20 protein-coding genes are annotated in these 20143 nt (G+C 56.3%); 12 read left to right on the top strand and 8 right to left on the bottom strand.

What is annotated here, in order from left to right:
• The 5 genes from CHB79_RS22130 to CHB79_RS17375 all read left to right on the top strand — a co-directional run.
• Positions 1-227, top strand: a 227-nt coding sequence (locus tag CHB79_RS22130; protein WP_217898871.1) for a hypothetical protein, incomplete at its 5' end; no start/stop codon positions are given.
• Positions 228-731: 504 nt separating this feature from the next.
• Positions 732-2264: a TolC family protein gene (locus tag CHB79_RS17390; RefSeq protein ID WP_029529598.1), complete on the top strand. Its 1533-nt coding sequence runs from the start codon at positions 732-734 to the stop codon at positions 2262-2264.
• Entirely contained in the window at positions 2245-3018 is a 774-nt protein-coding gene (locus tag CHB79_RS17385) for an efflux RND transporter periplasmic adaptor subunit (RefSeq protein WP_089360808.1), read from the top strand. The genes CHB79_RS17390 and CHB79_RS17385 overlap by 20 nt, the downstream gene beginning before the upstream one ends.
• Positions 3011-4351, top strand: coding sequence for an efflux RND transporter periplasmic adaptor subunit (locus CHB79_RS17380; RefSeq protein WP_089360807.1), 1341 nt, complete (start codon positions 3011-3013; stop codon positions 4349-4351). Before CHB79_RS17385 ends, CHB79_RS17380 begins: the two co-directional genes overlap by 8 nt.
• A complete protein-coding gene (locus tag CHB79_RS17375; RefSeq protein ID WP_089360806.1) occupies positions 4351-6447 on the top strand; it encodes a site-2 protease family protein in 2097 nt (698 codons plus the stop codon). The genes CHB79_RS17380 and CHB79_RS17375 overlap by 1 nt, the downstream gene beginning before the upstream one ends.
• A gap of 50 nt (positions 6448-6497) precedes the next feature.
• On the opposite strand, the gene CHB79_RS22085 is transcribed toward CHB79_RS17375, so the two are convergent.
• The 6 genes from CHB79_RS22085 to aroC form a co-directional block, all read right to left on the bottom strand.
• Positions 6498-6647, bottom strand: coding sequence for a hypothetical protein (locus CHB79_RS22085; RefSeq protein ID WP_176443212.1), 150 nt, complete (start codon positions 6645-6647; stop codon positions 6498-6500).
• Positions 6648-7054: 407 nt separating this feature from the next.
• Positions 7055-7738, bottom strand: a complete 684-nt coding sequence (gene mtnC, locus CHB79_RS17370) for an acireductone synthase (RefSeq protein ID WP_010488702.1) — start codon at positions 7736-7738, stop codon at positions 7055-7057.
• Between the two features lie 64 nt (positions 7739-7802).
• On the bottom strand, positions 7803-8348 hold the full coding sequence (locus CHB79_RS17365) for a 1,2-dihydroxy-3-keto-5-methylthiopentene dioxygenase (protein WP_010488703.1): 546 nt from the start codon (positions 8346-8348) through the stop codon (positions 7803-7805).
• A 53-nt stretch (positions 8349-8401) separates the two neighbouring features.
• Positions 8402-9016 (bottom strand): methylthioribulose 1-phosphate dehydratase, encoded by a 615-nt coding sequence (locus CHB79_RS17360; protein ID WP_029529600.1) that lies wholly within the window; start codon positions 9014-9016, stop codon positions 8402-8404.
• 44 nt (positions 9017-9060) lie between these two features.
• Positions 9061-10212: an MFS transporter gene (locus tag CHB79_RS17355; RefSeq protein WP_089360805.1), complete on the bottom strand. Its 1152-nt coding sequence runs from the start codon at positions 10210-10212 to the stop codon at positions 9061-9063.
• Between the two features lie 53 nt (positions 10213-10265).
• Positions 10266-11357 carry a chorismate synthase gene (gene aroC, locus CHB79_RS17350; RefSeq protein ID WP_010488711.1) on the bottom strand — a complete coding sequence of 364 codons (1092 nt, stop codon included), beginning with the start codon at positions 11355-11357 and terminating at the stop codon, positions 10266-10268.
• 277 nt (positions 11358-11634) lie between these two features.
• On the opposite strand from aroC, the gene CHB79_RS17345 reads away from it, so the two are divergent.
• Together CHB79_RS17345 and CHB79_RS17340 are read left to right on the top strand one after the other, a co-directional pair.
• Positions 11635-12591 carry an alpha/beta hydrolase gene (locus tag CHB79_RS17345; RefSeq protein WP_089360804.1) on the top strand — a complete coding sequence of 319 codons (957 nt, stop codon included), beginning with the start codon at positions 11635-11637 and terminating at the stop codon, positions 12589-12591.
• An 84-nt stretch (positions 12592-12675) separates the two neighbouring features.
• Positions 12676-13470: a hypothetical protein gene (locus CHB79_RS17340; protein ID WP_089360803.1), complete on the top strand. Its 795-nt coding sequence runs from the start codon at positions 12676-12678 to the stop codon at positions 13468-13470.
• A gap of 21 nt (positions 13471-13491) precedes the next feature.
• Here the strand turns inward: CHB79_RS17340 and prmB are convergent, their stop codons facing one another.
• Positions 13492-14421, bottom strand: coding sequence for a 50S ribosomal protein L3 N(5)-glutamine methyltransferase (gene prmB / locus CHB79_RS17335; protein ID WP_089360802.1), 930 nt, complete (start codon positions 14419-14421; stop codon positions 13492-13494).
• A 452-nt stretch (positions 14422-14873) separates the two neighbouring features.
• On the opposite strand from prmB, the gene CHB79_RS17330 reads away from it, so the two are divergent.
• From CHB79_RS17330 to folE, 4 genes are all read left to right on the top strand, one after another.
• Entirely contained in the window at positions 14874-15473 is a 600-nt protein-coding gene (locus tag CHB79_RS17330) for a cysteine hydrolase family protein (protein ID WP_089360801.1), read from the top strand.
• Positions 15474-15575: 102 nt separating this feature from the next.
• Complete coding sequence (locus tag CHB79_RS17325) at positions 15576-15896, top strand: hypothetical protein (protein ID WP_010488716.1); 321 nt, start codon at positions 15576-15578, stop codon at positions 15894-15896.
• A gap of 99 nt (positions 15897-15995) precedes the next feature.
• Positions 15996-16556 (top strand): Smr/MutS family protein, encoded by a 561-nt coding sequence (locus CHB79_RS17320; protein ID WP_089360800.1) that lies wholly within the window; start codon positions 15996-15998, stop codon positions 16554-16556.
• 147 nt (positions 16557-16703) lie between these two features.
• Positions 16704-17252, top strand: coding sequence for a GTP cyclohydrolase I FolE (gene folE / locus CHB79_RS17315; RefSeq protein ID WP_010488718.1), 549 nt, complete (start codon positions 16704-16706; stop codon positions 17250-17252).
• A gap of 60 nt (positions 17253-17312) precedes the next feature.
• On the opposite strand, the gene CHB79_RS17310 is transcribed toward folE, so the two are convergent.
• A complete protein-coding gene (locus tag CHB79_RS17310) occupies positions 17313-18080 on the bottom strand; it encodes a GntR family transcriptional regulator (RefSeq protein WP_089360799.1) in 768 nt (255 codons plus the stop codon).
• 669 nt (positions 18081-18749) lie between these two features.
• Here CHB79_RS17310 and CHB79_RS17305 point away from each other — a divergent pair.
• Entirely contained in the window at positions 18750-20099 is a 1350-nt protein-coding gene (locus CHB79_RS17305; protein WP_010488720.1) for an NCS2 family permease, read from the top strand.
• The last annotated feature ends 44 nt before the right edge of the window (positions 20100-20143 follow it).

Genomic DNA, 20143 nt, shown 5'->3' with positions numbered 1-20143 from the left:
CTTTTCCGAAGAAAACCGTTTCTACTCAACCACTTGCGCTTCCGATCAAACCAGCTTCTCGTCAGCGGGAGGCGCATTCTACAGCGTTCAAACTCGCTGTCAACACCTCTTTTTCTACCGCTTCCGATCACCTGGGCGATCACTCCAAAGGTCGTTCAAAACACCCTTCAGAGCCCGGCGCATTCTACACAGCTTTCGCTGCTTTGCAACCCCTCTTTTTAAGCTAACTTCTTGTTTTCCAAGAAGTTTTCCGAGAGGTCTGCGCCGGAAGAGGTGCGCATTATAGGCACCTCAGATTTGCCGTCAAGGGTTTATTTTAGCCCAGGCTGAAAAAACCATCGCAACCCAAGAAATCAAGTCACCCGACCTATTTCAAACAGCCAAGTCCAACAGGGGCAGCACAGCAGCCAGCATCATGAGCCAACGGCTCAAGCACGGGCTTGCAGTCAAAGCTAATCATTTGGCATTAAATGAAAAGAAGGGCTGGACAACCCCGGGGGACTACAACTATCTATATAGGAGTGAATCAGCGGCAGAACACTCATGCTGCGATAAAACAATACAATAAATGCGGTTAACTCCGAGGCTTAGCCAAAGCCCGAGCGTGCACCGGCGCAAGGTTAAAGAGCCCACTTCCAACCCATGCTGCTTTTGGGTTGTAAGTTAGCGCTGCGTTATTGCCAATCGATGCTTTACTTACCGTTAATGCCCCTGACAGAGCAAGGATTGCAATGCTAAATCGCCCAGTCAAAACCCTTAGTCTTGCCATCGCAGCGACCCTGCTAACTGCGTGCAACTCCATGGAGCCTCGTCCTTATACGGTAGAGGAGCAACAACAGCGGATCCTCGAAGATCAGGCGCGAATGTACGCTGACCAGGAACCCGTCACCCACCCCATTAGCTTTTATGAAGCGGTCGCTCGGGCACTGAAATACAACCTCGATTACCGTCTCAAGCTCATGGAAAGTGCATTAGCAGCCGACCTGCGCGACGTGTCGAGCCATGAGATGCTGCCCCGCCTTGTAGCATCGGCTGGCTACGCCGGACGCAACAATGACTCAGGCGGTACCTCGATTGGCATTGAAGATCGCCAGCAAAGCTTGCGGGCATCCACGTCTGAAGAGCGTTATCGCGATATTGATAGCCTTGGCCTGAGTTGGAGCCTGTTGGATTTCGGTGTTGCCTATTACCGTACTCAACAAAAAACCGATCAAATCATGATGGCCGAGGAACGCCGTCGTAAAGTCGCTCAGAATGTTCTGCAGGATGTGCGCAATGCCTATTGGCGCGCCCTCGCCGCCCAGCGCCTGATGCCAGAAGTCGATCAGCTGTTACAACGCACCCACAGCGCACTTGCATCTGCGCGCTCGGCTGAGGATCGCGGCTTGCTGCCACGTCAGGAGGCACTCGCATATCAACGCGCGCTTATCGACTCTATCGACCTGTTGAGCGTGCGCCGCCAGGACCTGGAATTTGCCCAGGCCGAACTCTCTGCCTTGATGTCGCTCCCACCTGGCTCAAAAATGGTGCTCAGTGATGAACCCGAGCCCCAGATGCCGGAACTCAAAGCCGACATAGGCAGCCTTGAACAGGCCGCACTGGAAAACCGCCCGGAGATCATGGAGGAATGGTATCGCAAGCGGGTCAATGCCAATGACCTGAAAATCGCCAAGGCACAACTGTGGCCCAACGTCAGCGTCAACTGGAGCTATCAATACGACTCCAACAAGTACCTGTACAACAACAGCTGGTCCGAAACGGGACTGCAGGTATCGGTCAACCTGATTCGCTTGCTGCAACTGCCTGCACTGAATAATGCAGAAGAGTCGCAAACCAAGACCGATGACACTCGCCGCCTGGCCTTGTCAATGGCGATCCTGACCCAGGTTCGCGTAGGTGCCCTGCGCTATCAGTTGTCCCATGAGCAGCTGGAGTTCGCCAACGAAAGCCTGCGCGTCGATCAGAGCCTGCTTAGCTACGCCCGCGCCGCGAAAAGCACAGCCGTTGGCTCGGAACTGGAAGTTATTCGGGCAGAGGGACGCTACCTGCTCTCCCGTTATCAGCGTGAAGCAGCTTACTCAAACACCCAGGCTGCCTGGGGCCGGCTCTATAACTCCATTGGCCTGGATATCATGCCTGAAGTGGTCAAGAGCTATGACGTCAAGACCCTTGCCGATGAGCTGAAGAGAAAAATGGATCAACAGGAACAAGAGAGACTACTTCCTCTGACACAAGGAAGCACCAATGCTTCAACGCAGTCGTAATACCGCCGTGATCGCAGCACTTTTAGCAGGAATCATGGCGACCCCGGTTGTCGCCGAGTCCCCCGTCACCAACCAGGAGCTAACAGACCCATCGGCAATTCGCGTGCTGCTCGCTGCCGATCTTGAAACCACACTGTCCAGCCAAATGAATGGCACGCTTGGCGAACTCAATGTCACGCTCGGCAAGCAAGTCAAAAAGGACGCCGTGCTGGCCCAGCTCAACTGCCAGGAGGCCCAGGCCCGCGCCAAAGTCGCAGCTGCTGAGCTGACCATGGCCAAGCAAAACCTCTCGGCAAAACAGAACCTGCGCAAGCTGGATGCAGTGGGCGACCTTGAGGTGGCCATTGCTTCAACCGAGGCTCAGAAGGCCGATGGCGCTCGCCTCATGGCTCAGGCACAAAGCGGCTACTGCGTGGTCAAGGCCCCTTTTGCTGGCCGCGTAGCCAAGATTCATGTCAAGGCCTACCAAACCGTCAGCGCCGGCGCCCCGCTATTTGACCTGGTCAGTGACGGTGCATTGAAGGTTCGCTTGAATGTGCCATCCACACGCTTGCCAACATTGCGTGAAGGCATGCCACTGGAAGTGAGCATCTATGAAACAGGCAAAACCTACACCGCTCACATCACAGCTATAAATGCACGGGTAGATGCCGTCGCCCAGACGGTTGAGCTTGAGGCGCGACTCGATGCCGAACATCCAGACTTGATTGCAGGAATGAGTGGAATTGCCCGTTTCCCAGCCGCAAATGAATGATCGACTGCCTCACCCCCAGCTATTACTGAGCCTTAACGCCCTTCGCGATCGGGCATTGCAAGCCGAGACACTCAACGCCCTCGCCTTCTCAATGGCCAATGACCTTTACCCATTGCTGAAGTACCGACAAGCATTGGTCATGGCTCAACGGGGTGAGAAGCTCGAGCTGCTTTGTGTTTCAGGGCTGGTAAAGCCGACTGAAGACTCGCCCTATTTGATCTGGCTGGGGCGTGCCAGCCGCTGGCTCAGCAAGCAATTACCGGACAACTCCGCTCAATGGCTTGCCCGCGAGGCTCTCGAACCGCCTGAAGACATTGCCCAAGGTTGGGCTGAATGGTGGCCAAGTGGAGTTTTCTGTGTGCCCGTCGTGGATGCACAAGGACAACGTCTCGGTCTTGTCCTGTTTCTAATGGATCAGCCACCCCAGGAGCCCCTGATACCACTGCTCGACGGCCTCTGGAAAACCTGGTCTTACTGCTGGGCGGCGTTGACCGTGCAACACAAGCTTCTCGGCTGGCGGCCAGGCAAGCGCCAGTTGTTGATCAGTGCAGTGGTGCTGTGCGCCCTGCTGCTTATCCCTGTTCGCCAGACCGTGCTTGCACCGGCGGAAATAGTCTCGCACCAGGCCCAGGTCGTGAGTTCGCCAATCGACGGCGTTATATCGCAAATGCTGGTACGACCCAACCAGCCTGTTGAGGCAGGCACGCTACTGTTCACCCTGGATGAAACCACACTGCGTAATCGTGCCGATGTATTGGCCAAAGAGGTCGCGGTGGCGGATGCTGAACTGCTGGCCGCGAGTCAACGCGCGTTCGATAACATTCAAAGTAAAAGCGAACTGACATTGCTTAATGGCCGCGCTCAGCAACGCCGGGCCGAGCTGGATGCGGTGCGCTCACAACTGCAACGCACCCAAGTCACCTCACCCGCTGCCGGCGTCGCCGTATTCAGCGATCCTAACGACTGGCTCGGCAAACCGGTGGTCACTGGCGAGCGAATCCTCCAGGTTGCCAATCCCAAAACCCCCGCAATGCGTATCCAGTTGCCGGTTGCCGATGCCATTGCGCTCGAACCCGGGGCGCCAGTCACCTTGTACCTGACTGCATATCCGCTGAGTCCGGTCCAGGGAAAGGTATTGGAAACCAGCTATAAAGCCAAACCGACTGATGAAGGTGTGGTCGCGTACCGGCTCCTGGCCAGTGTCGATGGCGAATCCAAGCATGCGCGACTCGGCCTGCATGGCACGGCCAAGCTCTACGGCGACTCCGTGATGCTCGGTTATTACCTGCTGCGCCGACCACTTTCTGCAGTACGGGCCTGGACGGGCTGGTAATGATCGATCCAACCGAGCTGCCCCTGCCTCCGTTGCGTGAAGACCTGCGCTTGAGCGAGGCGGCAATTACCGACAGTGGCGAACCCAGCTGGGTAATTGAAGATACCGTGATCAATCGTTATTACCAGATTGGCTGGCTCGAATTTGAGTGTCTGCTGCGCTGGGGCCAGACGCCTAAACAGATCAGTACTCAAATAGCGGAACAAACCGCGCTGCAACCAGATGCAGAACAGGTTGTTGAGTTCAGCCAGTTTCTTGAGCAAAACCAACTGCTGCGCCCGAATATGCAGGCCACCGATCGCCTCAGCCAACGCAGTGAAGGTAACAGTGGCCTGAGCTGGAAATGGTGGCTGCATCACTACCTGTTCTTTCGGATTCCACTGCTCCGGCCACAGCAGCATCTACGAGCGATAAACCATGCCTTTGGCTGGCTACTGAACCGCAAGACCGGGCTGGTAATCCTGATGCTCAGCCTGATGGGCATAGTGATGGTCATGCATCAGTGGGATACATTTACCCATGACGTGGTCGAGTCATTCTCGATGGAAGGCTTGCTTGGCTTCGCCATGGCCTTGATCGTCGGTAAAACCCTTCACGAATTGGGGCATGCCTTGGTTGCGACCCGCCTGGGCTTGCGCGTCGCCCACATGGGCGTGGCATTCGTGGTGTTATGGCCGATGCTCTACACCGATACCGGCGAAAGCTGGCGCCTGCCCAGATCGAGTCAGCGCCTGGCCATTGCCAGCGCGGGGATTATCACCGAACTGTCACTGGCGGGCCTGGCAACGCTTGGCTGGGCGCTGTGCGACCCCGGCCCTCTGCGCAACGCCTTGCTTTATCTTGCCACCACCGGCTGGATTCTCTCGCTGGCGCTCAATGCAAGCCCCTTTATGCGCTTTGATGGCTACTTCATCCTCTCGGATATTCTCGACTTCCCAAACCTGCATGAACGCTCGTCAGCCCAGGCCCGGATATTCCTGCGCCGCAGCTTGCTGGGCCTGGACGAACCCTGGCCAGAGGTGTTCAGCGCGGGCAAGCGTCGTGCGCTGATAGTCTTTGCCTTTATTACCTGGATGTACCGGCTGATACTGTTTCTCGGCATCGCCGTTGCGGTTTACTTGCTGTTCTTCAAGTTGCTGGGCATCTTCCTATTCATCGTCGAACTTTCATGGTTCATCTTTATGCCGATCTGGCGAGAGTTAAAACATTGGTGGCAAAACCGTAGCGAAGTGCGCAGAGGGCGACGCTATGGCTTGGTGACAATACTTGCAGCGGCCATCCTGCTCCTGGCACTACCCTGGCACTCGCAGATTCATATTCACGGTGTTGCCCGCGCAGAACAACAGGTGCAGGTGTTCTCGCCATATCCTGCCCATATCCAGCGGATTCATCCCGAGGGCAAAGTCAGCGCTGGCGACAAACTGGCCATTCTTGACCAGCCAGATATAGCCTCCAAGCTGCGCCAAAGTGAAACCAGCATGCGCAATATCGAGTCCCAGCTCACCGGCCTGCAAGCCGACAGCTCGGGGCTCGGATTGCAAGCTGCGACCCGCCAACGACTGTGGGTAGAACTCGAACAGGCACGCTCGGCTCAATCAGAGATCGACCGACTGGTCCTGAAGGCCCCTTTCGATGGCCAATGGCTGGATATCAATCCGGACTGGAAGGCTGGCCAGTGGATCAGCAACAAGGAACCTATTGGGGTGCTGATCGCAACAGATCGCTGGCAGGCCGATGGCTATGTACAGCAGGATGAGGTGCATCGACTGAGCATTGGCGATCCCGTAAGGTTTTATGCCAAAGGCCAGCCGACACCGGTACCAGGCAAGGTTATCGCCATTGGCAGTACGCGCAGCAGCCAGCTCGCCAACCCCATGCTCGCCTCGCGTTTTGGCGGGCCCTTACCCACCAGGCAAGACAGCAATGACCTGGCCCCGACTGAATCGCTGTTTCATGTGCTGATCCAGTTGGACAAAGCCCCGCTTGGCCAGCATGAAACCTTGGGAGACATCCAGGTAGAAGGTGCCAGGCGCAGCCTGTTGGCCGAAGGCATCACCCATTTATTTGCAGTCTTGCTACGCGAAAGTGGTTTTTGACGGCGCAAGGATCAGGCTGCCAGCTTGTGTCCTGCGCTGGATGGCAGGTCTTAACGGCTGAACAAATCGCCAATGCTGGCAACAGGCATCGTTTGCTCGGCCGAGTACCTGATTAATTTGTTATCAGCGGGGTTGTGCGACAAATAGCCTATGGCCACGACCATTGCCGGTATCAGCAGTATTGCCAGATAACGAGGCATAACCATCTTCCTCTCATGTAACGGCAGCTTGGCTGCGCGCAATTATTGTTGTTATTACCTGACTACAACCTTGCCGTTAATCTACCCGTAATTTTTTGCAGATTGCGCCAAAAATAAGACAATCCGCGCCGTGATCGATTCCGCCTGCAACCTCTCGCTCAAAATGGCTACAAGGCAATCCACCGCTACCCTTGAGCATAGTCGAGACCGTTATGCCTAGAGCGCTGCAGACCCAAACCAACCCCGCAGACACGCGCCCACAGCGGCCCATACCCGCGCATAAACGCTGGTGATGACGGCAAAACGGAGAAAATGGAAGGAATGCGAGTATTGAGCAACTCGCGACAGCCAGCGATGCTGGCTACCTAAACTGGCGCCAGCTGGGAGCATGGCACCAGAGGAATCAATCAGAAACGAGCGAGGTCAATCACGGCAAAGCTGGCCACGGTTTCATGGCCTGGCAACTCACCGCCCGATCGGGCCAGGCCAATGGTTTGCATGCCCGCTTGCTGCGCCGCATCCAGCTCTTCAACGATATCCGACAGGAATACAATCTCCTGCGCCGGCAAGCCAATCGCCCTGGTGATGTTCTGATAAGAACTGACTTCGCGCTTGAGCCCGGAGGTGGTGTCGAAGTAGCCGCTGAACAGAGGTCGTAGATCCCCCGCCTCCGAACAGCCAAAAATCAATTGCTGGGCTTGAATCGATCCCGAGGAATAGACATACAGCGCATAACCGGCCTGATGCCAGCGCCGCAGTGCTTCAACGGCATCCGGGTAGACATGCCCCTTGAGCTGGCCGCTTGCGTACCCCTGCGCCCACACCATGCCTTGCAAGGTTTTTAATGGCGTGGCCTTGCGGTCGGCAATAATCCACGCCAGCAGAATCTCGATAACCCGCCCTGTATCGGCGTCGCTCTCTCCCGCCTCGACCCTAACGGCCTGGAGTTGCTCGGCAACTGCTGGCTCCTCGGCATGCTGCAACACAAAGTCCGGCAAATGTTCAGCCGCGAAAGGGAACAACACATCGAAGACAAAGCTAACGGCGCTTGTGGTCCCTTCGATATCGGTAAGTACTGCTTTGATCGGCATCTTGTCTCCAGACAGGTCAAGATCCATAAGTGAATTGACTGGCTCGGCAGGCGTTACCAGCGGCTTAGTCGTCCAGGCCTGGGAATTTAGAGGCAATGTCATCGCCGGTAAATTGCGCCACCCACCCTTCGGGGTTGTTGAACATGCGGATCGCCACAAAGTGCGGATTCTCGCCCATATCAAACCAATGGCGCGTGCCCGCAGGAACGGAAATCAGGTCATTTTTTTCGCAAAGCACGGCATAGACAAAATCATCAATGTGCAAGGTAAACAAACCCCGCCCTGCAACAAAAAAACGCACCTCGTCTTCAGCGTGGCGATGCTCATCGAGAAACTTGGCGCGCAGCTCAGCCTTTTGCGGGTGATCCGCTGCCAGGCTGACAACATCGACCGTGACATAACCGCGCTCAGTCATCAGTTGGTCAATCTGGCTCCGGTAGGCGGCCAATACTTCATCGGAACCGGCACCGGCTGCAATGGGCGCGCTCGCCTGCCAGCGCTCGAAGCGCACACCGACGCTGTCGAGCGTGCTGGCGATGTCTTCAAGGTGGGTCAGTACCTTGTTTGGCAATTCAGGTGACGACTCATGATAAACACTGAGCATACTCATAAGCTGAGTTCCTTCTACGTCTTCGGGGCAAGACTGTGCAGCCCCGTGATGGACTAATTCTTTTGCAGCGCGCGCACCCGCAGCTCGCACTCGAACAAGAATTCGAATGCCTCGATTTGGCGTAGAGCATCACTCATCTGCGCGCCCCAAGTATACAAACCATGGCCACGAATCAAGTAGCCGACACAATCGGGGTGCGCCTCAAGCCAGGGCCGGACCTTGGACGCCAAGCGCTCGATATCCTGGTCATTATCAAAAATCGGCACGGTCACCACCGACTGGTGAGTAACCACGCCACTGAAGGCTTTCTGCAGCTCGTAATCTTCAAACTGCAGGCTATCGCCCTCGGTAAGGCGGGTAAGGACTGTGGCACCAACCGAATGCGTGTGCAGCACCGCACCGATTTCCTTGCGCCACTTATAGAGCTGGGTGTGCAGCAGAGTTTCTGCCGAGGGCTTCTTGCCCTCCTCCAGGCTGTTGCCATCAAGGTCGGTTGCCAGTACATCATTGAACCCCAGCTCGCCCTTGTGTCGGCCAGACACGGTCAGCAATGCCTTGTCATCAGCGAGTCGCGCCGAATAATTACTGCTGGTAGCGGGCGACCAACCTTTGCCATAAAGGAAACGCCCGGCATCGATTATCTGTTGCGTCAGGTGCTCGCGATTCAAGTAGCTGTGCTCGGGTTGCTGTTGCTCTGGTTGTAGATCAAGGCTCACGGCCGATCCTCCTGCAAACGAGTGGCAATAATGACGGCAGCAACAAGCACTGCCAAGCTGGCGAGTGAAAAGGTCCACGCCGCACCCAAGGTATTCCAACTGTAGCCTGCGTAAAGTGCGCCCAATGCACCGCCGACTCCAGCCGTGGCTGCATAAAGCGACTGGCCCTGGCCTTGCTGGCGATCTGCAAAGCTACGCTGCACAAAATGTATGGCAGCGGCATGAAAGCTGCCAAAAGTGGCCGCGTGCATCAGTTGGGCGAGCAGCAACAACCACAGATGATCGGCAAAATTACCCAGCAAAAGCCAGCGCACTGCGGTGATCAGAAAGCTGGCCAGCAACACCTTGCGCAATGAAAATCGCACCAACAGCCTGGCCATGAAGATGAACAGCACGATTTCAGCGAGCACGCCAAGCGCCCACATGACACCAATCACGCCACGGCCATAGCCTTGGTTTTCCAAGTGCAGGCTCAGAAAAGTGTAATACGGACCATTGCTCAGTTGCATCAAGCAAACGCAAAGGTAAAACGCCGCGATGCCGGGGCGGCGCAGTTGAGCAATAAAGCCACCGTCGGCAACAAGGTGCGGGTGATTTTGCGGTTGCGCGTTGGGCACCCAGAAGCTGCTCGCAGCGATACCGGCCATGATCAGCATCAGGGTCCAGGGGTAGGCATCGAGACTGACCCACTCAAATAGCTGGCCAAGGCCCACCACCGCGACGATAAAACCGATACTGCCCCACAGGCGGATCTGGCTGTAGCGCGCAGTATGCTCACGCAGGTGTGCCAGGGTAATGACCTCGAACTGAGGCAGCACGGCGTGCCAGAAGAATGCATGCAGCGCCATTACCAGTGCCAGCCAGGCATAGCTTTTATCGAACACAATGGCACTGAAACAAAGCAAGGTCGCAACCGCGCCAAAACGCACAATGGCCAGGCGGTGCCCTGAATAATCCCCCAGCCATCCCCAGATATTTGGCGCAATACAGCGCATCAGCATGGGGATCGCCACCAGCTCACCGATTCGCGCCGGAGCAAAGCCCAGGTGATCGAAATACAAAGCCAAGAAGGGTGCGGTACCCCCCAGAAGCGAGAAGTAGAAGAAGTAAAACCCGGACAACCGCCAATATGGCAATGCAGCCGACATTCAGCGGTTGACCAAGACGCGCAGCCGAGTCCTGGACAGGCAGGCCAAATGCCTCACAGCTGCGGCAACACCGGGGTTGTGACCTGAACGTCTGCGTTTTGCGCACGATGGCGCAACAGGTGATCCATCAACACCAACGCCATCATGGCCTCGGCAATCGGCGTCGCCCGAATGCCAACGCAAGGGTCGTGACGCCCTTTGGTGATCATCTCCACTGCATTGCCGTTGATATCAATGGACCGGCCAGGCGTGGTAATGCTCGAGGTCGGCTTCAAGGCCAAATGCGCAATGATTGGCTGGCCTGATGAGATTCCACCGAGAATGCCACCAGCATTATTGCTGAGGAATCCTTCTGGAGTCAGCTCGTCGCGGTGCTCGGTGCCACGCTGGGCCACACAGTCGAAACCGGCGCCGATCTCAACCCCCTTGACGGCATTGATGCTCATCAATGCATGGGCGAGTTCAGCATCCAAACGGTCGAAGATGGGCTCGCCCAGGCCCGGCATCACGCCTTCGGCAATAACGGTGATCTTTGCCCCAACCGAGTCCTGGTCACGACGCAGTTGATCCATATAGGCTTCCAGCTCAGGTACCTTGTCCGGATCGGGACAGAAAAATGCATTCTGCTCGACGCTGTCCCAGGTTTTGAAGGGAATCTGGATCGGGCCAAGCTGGCTCATGTAGCCCCGAACGACAATGCCCTGGGTCGCCAGGAACTTCTTGGCGATGGCCCCGGCGGCAACTCGCATGGCCGTCTCGCGCGCAGAACTGCGTCCGCCGCCACGATAATCGCGCACGCCATATTTGTGGTGATAGCTGTAGTCGGCGTGTGCTGGGCGGAATACATCCTTGATCGCCGAGTAGTCCTTGGACTTCTGGTCGGTGTTGCGAATCAGCAAACCGATGGAGCAGCCAGTGGTTTTACCTTCGAACACCCCCGAAAGAATCTCGACCACATCGTCTTCCTGACGCTGGGTGGTATGACGGCTGGTGCCCGGCTTGCGCCGATCAAGGTCGCGTTGCATGTCTTCAAGCGACAATTCGAGCCCTGGAGGACAGCCATCAACAATGGCAACCAGCGCCGGGCCATGGCTTTCGCCTGCGCTAGTGACGGTGAACAGCTTGCCGTAGGTATTGCCGGACATGTGCAAAACGCTCCGCGATATTAAAACCATGGGTATGATCGCTGCAGGGCCGGCATTGTGTTCAGGCCCCAGCGCCTACCATGGCAAACAAGACATTAAGGTAGCGCGCAAGTATACCTGCGGCGGTGCGACACTTCATCCTCGAACCTTATTGGACAATGTGCGTCGAATAGCTCGGTGATGCCAAGATGCCTTCAGCGATCTCGGCTACAAGCTGGCCACAGGTCAGCCCGCCACGTCCGCTTCATTACTTCAATCCTTAAGGCAGTGCCCAAACATGCTGCGAGTTGTGCTCTTGATGATTCCTCTATTAGCCGGTCTTGCCCAGGCAGCGCCTACACAGATCTCCCAACGTCCAGTCAGCCTGCAAACCAGCCAGGGCGAATTATTTGGCACCCTGGTCACCCCAAAAAGCAGTACGGCGATTCCTGTCGCCCTGCTTATCGCGGGCTCAGGCCCCACCGACCGTAACGGCAACAACCCTGGCGGCGGTAATAATGACAGCCTGCGCAAACTGGCTTATGCGCTGGCCAAGCACGGCATTGCCAGCCTGCGCTACGACAAGCGCGGCGTGGCCAAAAGCCAACCCGCCACGCCTGATGAACGCAACCTTAGCGTTGAACGCTATGTGGAAGACGCCGTGGACTGGAGCCGCCAACTGAAAGCCGACAAACGCTTTAACAAGCTGGTGCTAATTGGCCACAGTGAAGGCGCATTGATCGCGACCCTGGCCGCTCCCCATGCCGGGGCAGATGCGTTGATCTCAATTGCTGGCAGCGCACGGCCCATCGACCAGGTGCTGCGCGAACAGCTCAGCCGTCGCCTGCCACCCGGGAAGCTGGCTGTCAGCATGCGCATTCTCGATACGCTCAAAGCAGGCAAGACAACCGACGATGTTCCCGATGACATGCAGGTACTGTTCCGGCCGGCTGTCCAGCCATACTTGATCAGCTTGTTCCGCCAGGATCCCGCCCGCGCATTTGCCGAACTGAAGATGCCGGCACTGATTCTTCAAGGTAATCACGACATTCAAGTCGATGTCGCCGACGCCCTGATGCTCAAGGAAGCAAATCCGCAGGCCCAACTAGCCCTGATCGAGGGAATGAACCATGTAATGCGCATCGTTGCCCTCGACCTGAAAGCGCAACTGGCCTCGTACAACAATCCTAAGTTGCCCTTGGCGCGGGAGTTAACCCAACACATTACGGACTTTATTCAGAACTTTCGTACCTGATCGGCTCCAGTTTCCCCAAAAGCTGCCGACAACTCCTGTGCAAGCACCTTACATGCATCACACCTGCGCACAGGATCGCCATTGATGAACACAACCCCAGCACCCGCCACAGGCGAGGCCACAGCAGATCAGCAAACTGAGGCAACAAAGGCCCATCCCTGGTCGGAGCTGGGTGCTGAGCACTTTCGGCTGTTGCGGCTTGCAGCACTGCCGATTGATCGCCATACAGGTGCGCGCCCACTGCGCTTTGTGCAACTGGGCCGTGTCGAGCGTCACAGCCCACAGCTGAGCATGCTGCGGCTGACAATCACCCTTCCCGACCAAACTGTGCGTAAACATATCAACGCCCTGGAAGTTTGGATTGATCACCGTTCACGGGAAGTGCGCTTTGGCCCAGACAAAGGCCTGCACCTCGAACCGACCAATCGTGGATTGGGTCGTTTCCTGCTCGCCCAAGGCATTGCCTGGGCAAAACAACATTGCGCGCACTACTTGGTCGAAGGGGGTGCATTGCACGTCAAGGACGCGCCGACCGATGATGCCCGCGCCCGCCGTGACCATTTCCTGCAGACCCAGGGCTTCACCATCGAATACCAGGACCCGCTCCAGCTCAAAGCCAGCTATAGCGCGGCGCGCGTCAGCGTGCTGCACAGTGACTGGCACAACGAAAAAGTACAGCTGGTCGAAACGCTCGAAGCCGCTGCCATGCTGCAACGTGCCGACCAGGCGCTCAATGAACAGGAAAACAGGCTGCGCAAACTGGAAGAGCGCACTGCGCAGTACAAACGCGAAGATGGCAGCTTGCGCTTCACCATCGCCTGCCTGGTAACTTTCAGCGTATTTCAGGCAGGCTTATTGATTTGGATCGCCACCCATTAGCCAACCGGCAGCAAGCTTTGGCTATTTGAGCCGAGAGCGAAACAACGCCTGGTGCTCGCGGCAAAGCTTGGCAGGCAATAAAAACACGCCATGGCCACCCTGCTGGAAGTCCAGCCAGGTGAAGTCAACCTCGGGATACAGTGCTTCGACGTGCACCTGGCTGTTGCCCACCTCAACAATCAACACACCGTTATCGTTCAAGTGATCCGCAGCTTCAGCCAGCATGCGTCGCACCAGATCCAGGCCGTCATCACCGCAGGCCAGCCCCAGTGCAGGTTCGTGCTGATACTCTTCGGGCATGTCAGCAAAGTCTTCAGCATCGACATAGGGTGGATTCGAGACGATCAGGTCGAAACGCTGGCCCGGCAAACCGGAAAAACCATCCCCCTGCACGGTGAAAACACGGTCCTCGATTCCGTGGCGCTCAATGTTCTGGTTGGCGACTTCAAGCGCCTCGAACGACAGGTCGCCCAGTATCACTTCTGCCTCAAGAAACTCGTAAGCGCAGGCAATACCGATGCAGCCAGAGCCGGTGCACAGATCGAGAATACGTTTGGGCTCGGCTGCCAGCCAAGGCCGGAAGCGGCTGTTGATCAACTCGGCAATAGGTGAGCGCGGCACCAGAACACGCTCGTCAACCAGGAACGGCAAGCCGCAGAACCAGGCTTCGCCCAGCAAATAGGCGGTGGGAACGCGGTCATCAATACGCCGCGCCAGCAAATCCTGCAGATGGGCATGCTCGTCATCTTCGAGGCGACAATCAAGATAGCTGTCTGCAATCTCATAAGGCAGGTGCAGAGCCCCGAGCACTAACTGACGCGCCTCATCCCAAGCGTTGTCGGAACCATGGCCATAGAACAACCCGGCGACCTGGAAGCGAGTCACGGCCCAGCGAATGTAGTCACGAATGGTTTGTAAACGAGTAGATCGGGCGGCGCCAACGTCAGTCACACAGGTTCTCCTTTCTAAATTGATCCGGCAGTTTAACAGCACATGGGAAAGCCCTGCGAATGCACCAGATAGTGCAACGACGGCAGAAATTAAGTATAAGAATCGCCCTGTGCCCACCGGTGCGGCATTCAATGCTTGAGTTGCACCCGGGATTGAGTTTCAAGCCAAGAGTATAAATCGGCTGGCGCTGGCAATTCTGTGGGCTGGGCACTGGCTTTTTAGGATGGCTTACTGCCATTATCCACCCCCACATAAATCCTTCAGCCTGTTTAACGCCGATGTAGTACCCCCCCAGCGCGAGCCCTAAACTGCTCGATATTTCCAATGTCTGAGTCTAGGCGGATAGCTGAACTTTTCACCTGCAACGCATCGCGCATGCAGTAATGGGTTCACAGCAGCGCCAGACAGGCAGACAATGAATAGCGTCGTCAGAGTCAACAAGGAGCCTTTGAATGTCACACCCCAAAACGCTACTGCAGCTAACTGGCCGTAGCCATGCCCCTGCCACCTTGAAGACTGCGACCCTGTTGGTTATCGATACCCAGGAAGAGTACCGCAGCGGTGTATTGAAACTGCCGCAGGTTGAACCAGCGGTGGCTGAAATCGCCAAGCTGCTCGACGCCGCGCGAGCCATGGGTACGCCTATTGTTCACGTCAAGCATCTAGGCATCCCCGATGGCGTGCTGGACCCACGCGGCCCGCGCGGTGCACATATCCCCGAGGTGGCTCCGCTACCGGGCGAACTGGTGATTGAAAAACGCCTGCCTAACGCATTTTCTGGCACCGACCTGCATGAGCGCCTGCAAGCACTGGGGCGGCTGGACTTGATTGTCTGCGGTTTTATGACCCACTCCAGCATCAGCAGCACAGTACGTGCCACCAAGGACTACGGTTACCGCTGCACCATGGTCAACGCCGCATGCGCAACGCGCGACCTGCCGACCCTGGATGGACAGGTCATCAGCGGCGCCGAGATGCACCGTTTTGAAATGATTGCGCTGGCTGACAACTTTGCCGCCGTGGTTGAGCAGGCCGACAGCCTACTAAACTGACCAATACAGGCCGATGGAGAAGACGCAATAACGACTGCTTTGCAGCGAAGGAACCACTAGAACCTGAGCCTGTCACACGCCGATACCCAAAAGGAAATCGGAATGAAGCAATCCGATGGTTTCAATGCCCGCCGCTTGCGCCCCCGCGAGCCGGGCAACTGGCGCCTGCGCTTCGCCGCGGCACTTGCCGCCTTGTTCGCTGCCGGCGGAGTGCTCCTGGCCATGGCAGGAGCCGCAGCACTGCTCGGCCGGCCGTCTGCCCTGGGCAACCTGAATGACTCCCCGGCGGGCTCGGCGGTATTAGTCGTCGCAGGTCTTCTCCTGCTCTGGTTTGGCGTTGCGCTCTGGCGCATGTTTCGCCGCCGATTACGCCGCCCTGGTGACTTGAGCATGTCGCGTCACCTGATGAAAAAGCGCAAGTGACCCTACCCCGCCCCGCAGCCATTATTTGATTATTCAATACAACAAGGCAGCAGAAACAGCGCTGCCTTGGTTACACTAGTGGCCAGTGTGGAGGCCATAATGCAAGACGATGATTTTTCTTTATTCCAAGCCCAACTCAAGGGCGTGAAGCCGATCAAGCATGATCGCGCCGATACCGGCAAACCCAAACTCGACAAGACCAAGCTGGCCACATTGCGCCAGAACGCGACGGTGCGTGACAACAGCATCAAGGTTGATGGTTTGTCAGACCAGTTCGTAATTGACGTCGGCACCGAGGATCCGCTCTATTGGGCAGCCAACGGCATGCAGGAAAGCCAGATGCGCAAGCTCAAGCTTGGCCAGATAGCCTTCGATGGCAGCCTGGACCTGCATGGCATGAACGTGGAGAAAGCCCGGGATACCCTGTGGGAGTTCCTGGCCGAGGCGTGCAAGCTCGAAGTACGCTGCGTGCGCGTTACCCATGGCAAGGCCGCACGAATAGACGGACGCAAGCCCATGATTAAAAGCCATGTAAACACCTGGCTTCGCCAGCATCCACAAGTACTTGGCTTCGCCTCGTGCCAGCCCAAGCATGGCGGCACAGGCGCGGTTTATATCATTCTCAAACGCACCATGATGGACGGGCGTGACGAAGATTGAATAGCCCATAACCCTCGGGATGAGTTAACGCTAAACCTTACTGACGCAAAATCTGTATCAGCTTGGCGTACGCCGCGCTTGCCAGCCGGCAATCCGCACCCTACCCTGCGCGTCTGTGCATATTTGTCAGTCCCAACAGGAAGATCAATGTCCCTGGAACAGAACTACACCCAGATTCTTGGCCAACTTGGTGAAGATGTGTCCCGCGAAGGCCTGCTCGACACGCCAAAACGTGCGGCAAAAGCCATGCAGTACCTCTGTCGCGGCTACCAGCAGACGCTGGAAGAAGTCACCAATGGCGCACTATTCAGCTCTGATGCCAGTGAAATGGTACTGGTCAAGAACATCGAACTGTATTCGTTATGCGAGCACCACCTGCTGCCCTTTATCGGCAAGGCCCATGTAGCCTATATCCCGAGCGGAAAAGTACTGGGGTTGTCAAAAATCGCGCGGATCGTCGATATGTACGCCCGCCGCCTGCAAATCCAGGAGAATCTGAGCCGCCAGATTGCCGAAGCCATTCAGCAAGTGACTGGCGCGCTCGGTGTCGCCGTGGTCATTGAGGCCCAGCACATGTGCATGATGATGCGCGGTGTCGAGAAGCAGAACTCTTCCATGGTCACCTCTGTGATGCTCGGCGAGTTCCGCAAGAATGCAGCCACACGCAGCGAGTTTCTCAGCCTGATCAACAACTGATCCTGCGCCACGAGCAGCCATCAAAGAGTGCATACCAAACTCTTTGATGGCCAAGCCAGCTCAGTTGTTGAGAATAGCCTTGCCCGGCTTTTTCTTGGTTTGCAGCAGGTGCGAGAATACGGCGTGCAAGTCATCCGATGCACTGTCTTCGTCGAGGTTGAGCTTGCTGTCGATGTGATCCATGTGATGCATCATCAGGCTGACCGCGCGCTCGGCGTCACGCGCCTCGATTGCATCAATAAGTTGATTGTGTTCATCGTAGGAACAGTGCGAGCGGCTGCCGCTTTCGTATTGGGCGATGATCAGCGAAGTCTGGGATACCAGGCTGCGCTGGAAGCTGACCAGCGGCGCATTCTTTGCTGCCTCGGCCAACTTCAGGTGAAACTCACCGGATAAACGAATACCCGCCCCGCGGTCACCGCGCGAGAAGCTGATCTGTTCATCCTCTACCATCTGGCGCAGTTCATTGAGCTGGTCGACCGTAGCGTATTGCACTGCCAACTCGGTGATTGCCCGCTCAACCATTCGCCGGGCATAGAATATCTGCCGGGCTTCCTCAACGCTTGGGCTAGCCACTACCGCGCCACGGTTGGGACGCAGCAGCACAACCCCTTCATGCGCCAAACGCGACAAGGCACGACGGATGATGGTCCGGCTTACGCCAAAAATCTCACCCAGGGCCTCTTCACTCAACTTGGTGCCGGGAGCGAGTCGCTGCTCCAGTATGGCATCAAAAATATGTGCATAAACGACATCGTCCTGCGTCCCGGTGCGACTGTTCTTAAGTGCGCGGGACTGCTTTTTGAGTGGCTGCAATTGTTCGTTCATTTGGGCTCGCGTTAGACAGGTTCAGCAATATAAATCGGGATCAGCGCATAGCCTGCAAAACCAGGCAATCCAGGCGCTCCCCCACGCTCATCACTGTTAATAGGTTCTTTATTGCGTAATCCCGGCTCACTGACAAGCAGCACACACGGATAAACACAAAAAAAACGCTTTCATTGTACACAATCCAGCCAATTCCCGCATTTTTTGCACAGATACAATCGGTGGCTAACACATCGCCTCAAGGTTCAGGCTGAGCATTAAATCCATAAACTGACTGATCCCGCTTCAAAGGATGGTCGGCATTGCCAGTTTACTGACCTGAAAGTCAATAAATTTGCTATATCCAAGGCCAGTTTACAGGCTGATTGCACATGAGCCTCAGGTTTAGCCAGCCGAGTATCCTTCTGTTTTTTATCACTTTTATAGACATGGATCAGCATTGGCAGCTATCAAAAGTATGGGCACAGCTATTGATAGCCTGCTTAGCAAGTAAAAACAGTATTTGCATTTTTTGTATACAACAGCATAATCGCGGTGTGTGACTTCCTGACCGCTCGGTCAACAACTTAGCCAGCAAGCACACTCAACCTGCCACCTGCCTCAGAGAGTTAACGTGCGCATAGCGCCAGCTCTGGGTGGCACACAACAAGAGAAATGAGGAGTACCCGCGTGGAAAGCGTAAAATCAGAACAAATCACTCAGCCAAACGCTGGGCTTGGTAAAAACGGATTACTTGATCGTTTTTTCAAGCTGACCGAGCACCGCACCACTGTCAAAACCGAGTTGCTTGCTGGCCTGACAACCTTTGTCACCATGGCCTACATCATTTTTGTAAACCCGAACATCATGGCCGACGCCGGGGTCGATCACGGCGCGGCCTTCGTTGCGACCTGCATCGGGGCGGCCCTGGGCTGTTTCCTTATGGGCCTGTATGCCAACTGGCCCGTAGGCCTGGCGCCAGGCATGGGCCTCAATGCGTTCTTCACCTACACCGTTGTCGGCGAGATGGGATACAGCTGGGAGACCGCGTTGGGCGCGGTGTTTATTTCCGGCGTTCTCTTCATGATCATGAGCCTTTCACGTATCCGTGAGTGGCTGCTCAATAGCATTCCCATGAGCCTACGCTTTGCCATGGGCGCCGGGGTCGGTTTATTCCTCGGTTTGATTGGCCTTAAAACGGCCGGCATTGTTGTCGACAGCCCGGCCACATTAATCACCATGGGTTCATTCGGCGAACCAAATGCCTTGCTTGCTGCCGTGTGCTTTCTGATGATTGCCGTGCTTAGCCACCGCAATGTATTCGGTGCCATTTTGGTCAGCATGCTTGCAGTCACCGCGATCGGCTGGGGCATGGGCCTGGTTGAGTTTGGCGGCGTGGTTTCGATGCCGCCAAGCCTGGCGCCAACCTTCCTGGCAATGGACATCAAGGGCGCATTCAATATCTCGATGGTCAGCGTTATCCTGGCCTTCCTGTTCGTCAACATGTTCGACACCGCCGGCACGCTGATGGGCGTTGCCCACCGCGCCAAACTGGTGGATGACGATGGTCAGATCCAGAACCTGTCCAAAGCCCTCAAGGCCGACAGTACTTCAAGCGTCATTGGCGCAATGGTGGGTTGCCCGCCTGTAACCAGCTACGTCGAAAGTGCTTCCGGGGTTGCTGCAGGTGGTCGCACCGGCCTTACGGCAATAGCAGTTGGCATACTGTTTCTCTGCGCGATGTTCTTTGCCCCGCTGGCAGGCATGATCCCTGCGTATGCCACAGCAGGCGCGCTGATCTACGTGGCAATGCTGATGATGAGCGGCATGGCCCACATCGACTGGGAAGACCTGACAGACACTATCCCCGCCATTGTCACTGTGGTGATGATGCCGTTGACCTTCTCCATCGCCAACGGCATTGCGCTGGGTTTTTTGACCTACGCAACCTTGAAGATACTGACCGGGCAACGTAGCAAAGTATCAGTGTCTTTATATGTGCTCTGCATTATCTTTATCGCTAAGTTTGCCTTCCTCTAGGCCGCTTTGCGGCTGGACAACCAAGCCTGTACGGCTGCTAGCCC

Origin of the sequence: Pseudomonas segetis (genome assembly GCF_900188155.1) — a bacterium.
GTDB lineage: Bacteria > Pseudomonadota > Gammaproteobacteria > Pseudomonadales > Pseudomonadaceae > Aquipseudomonas > Aquipseudomonas segetis.
The sequence above is the reverse complement of the archived record's forward strand: the minus strand, read 5'-3'. Positions and strand labels throughout refer to the sequence as shown.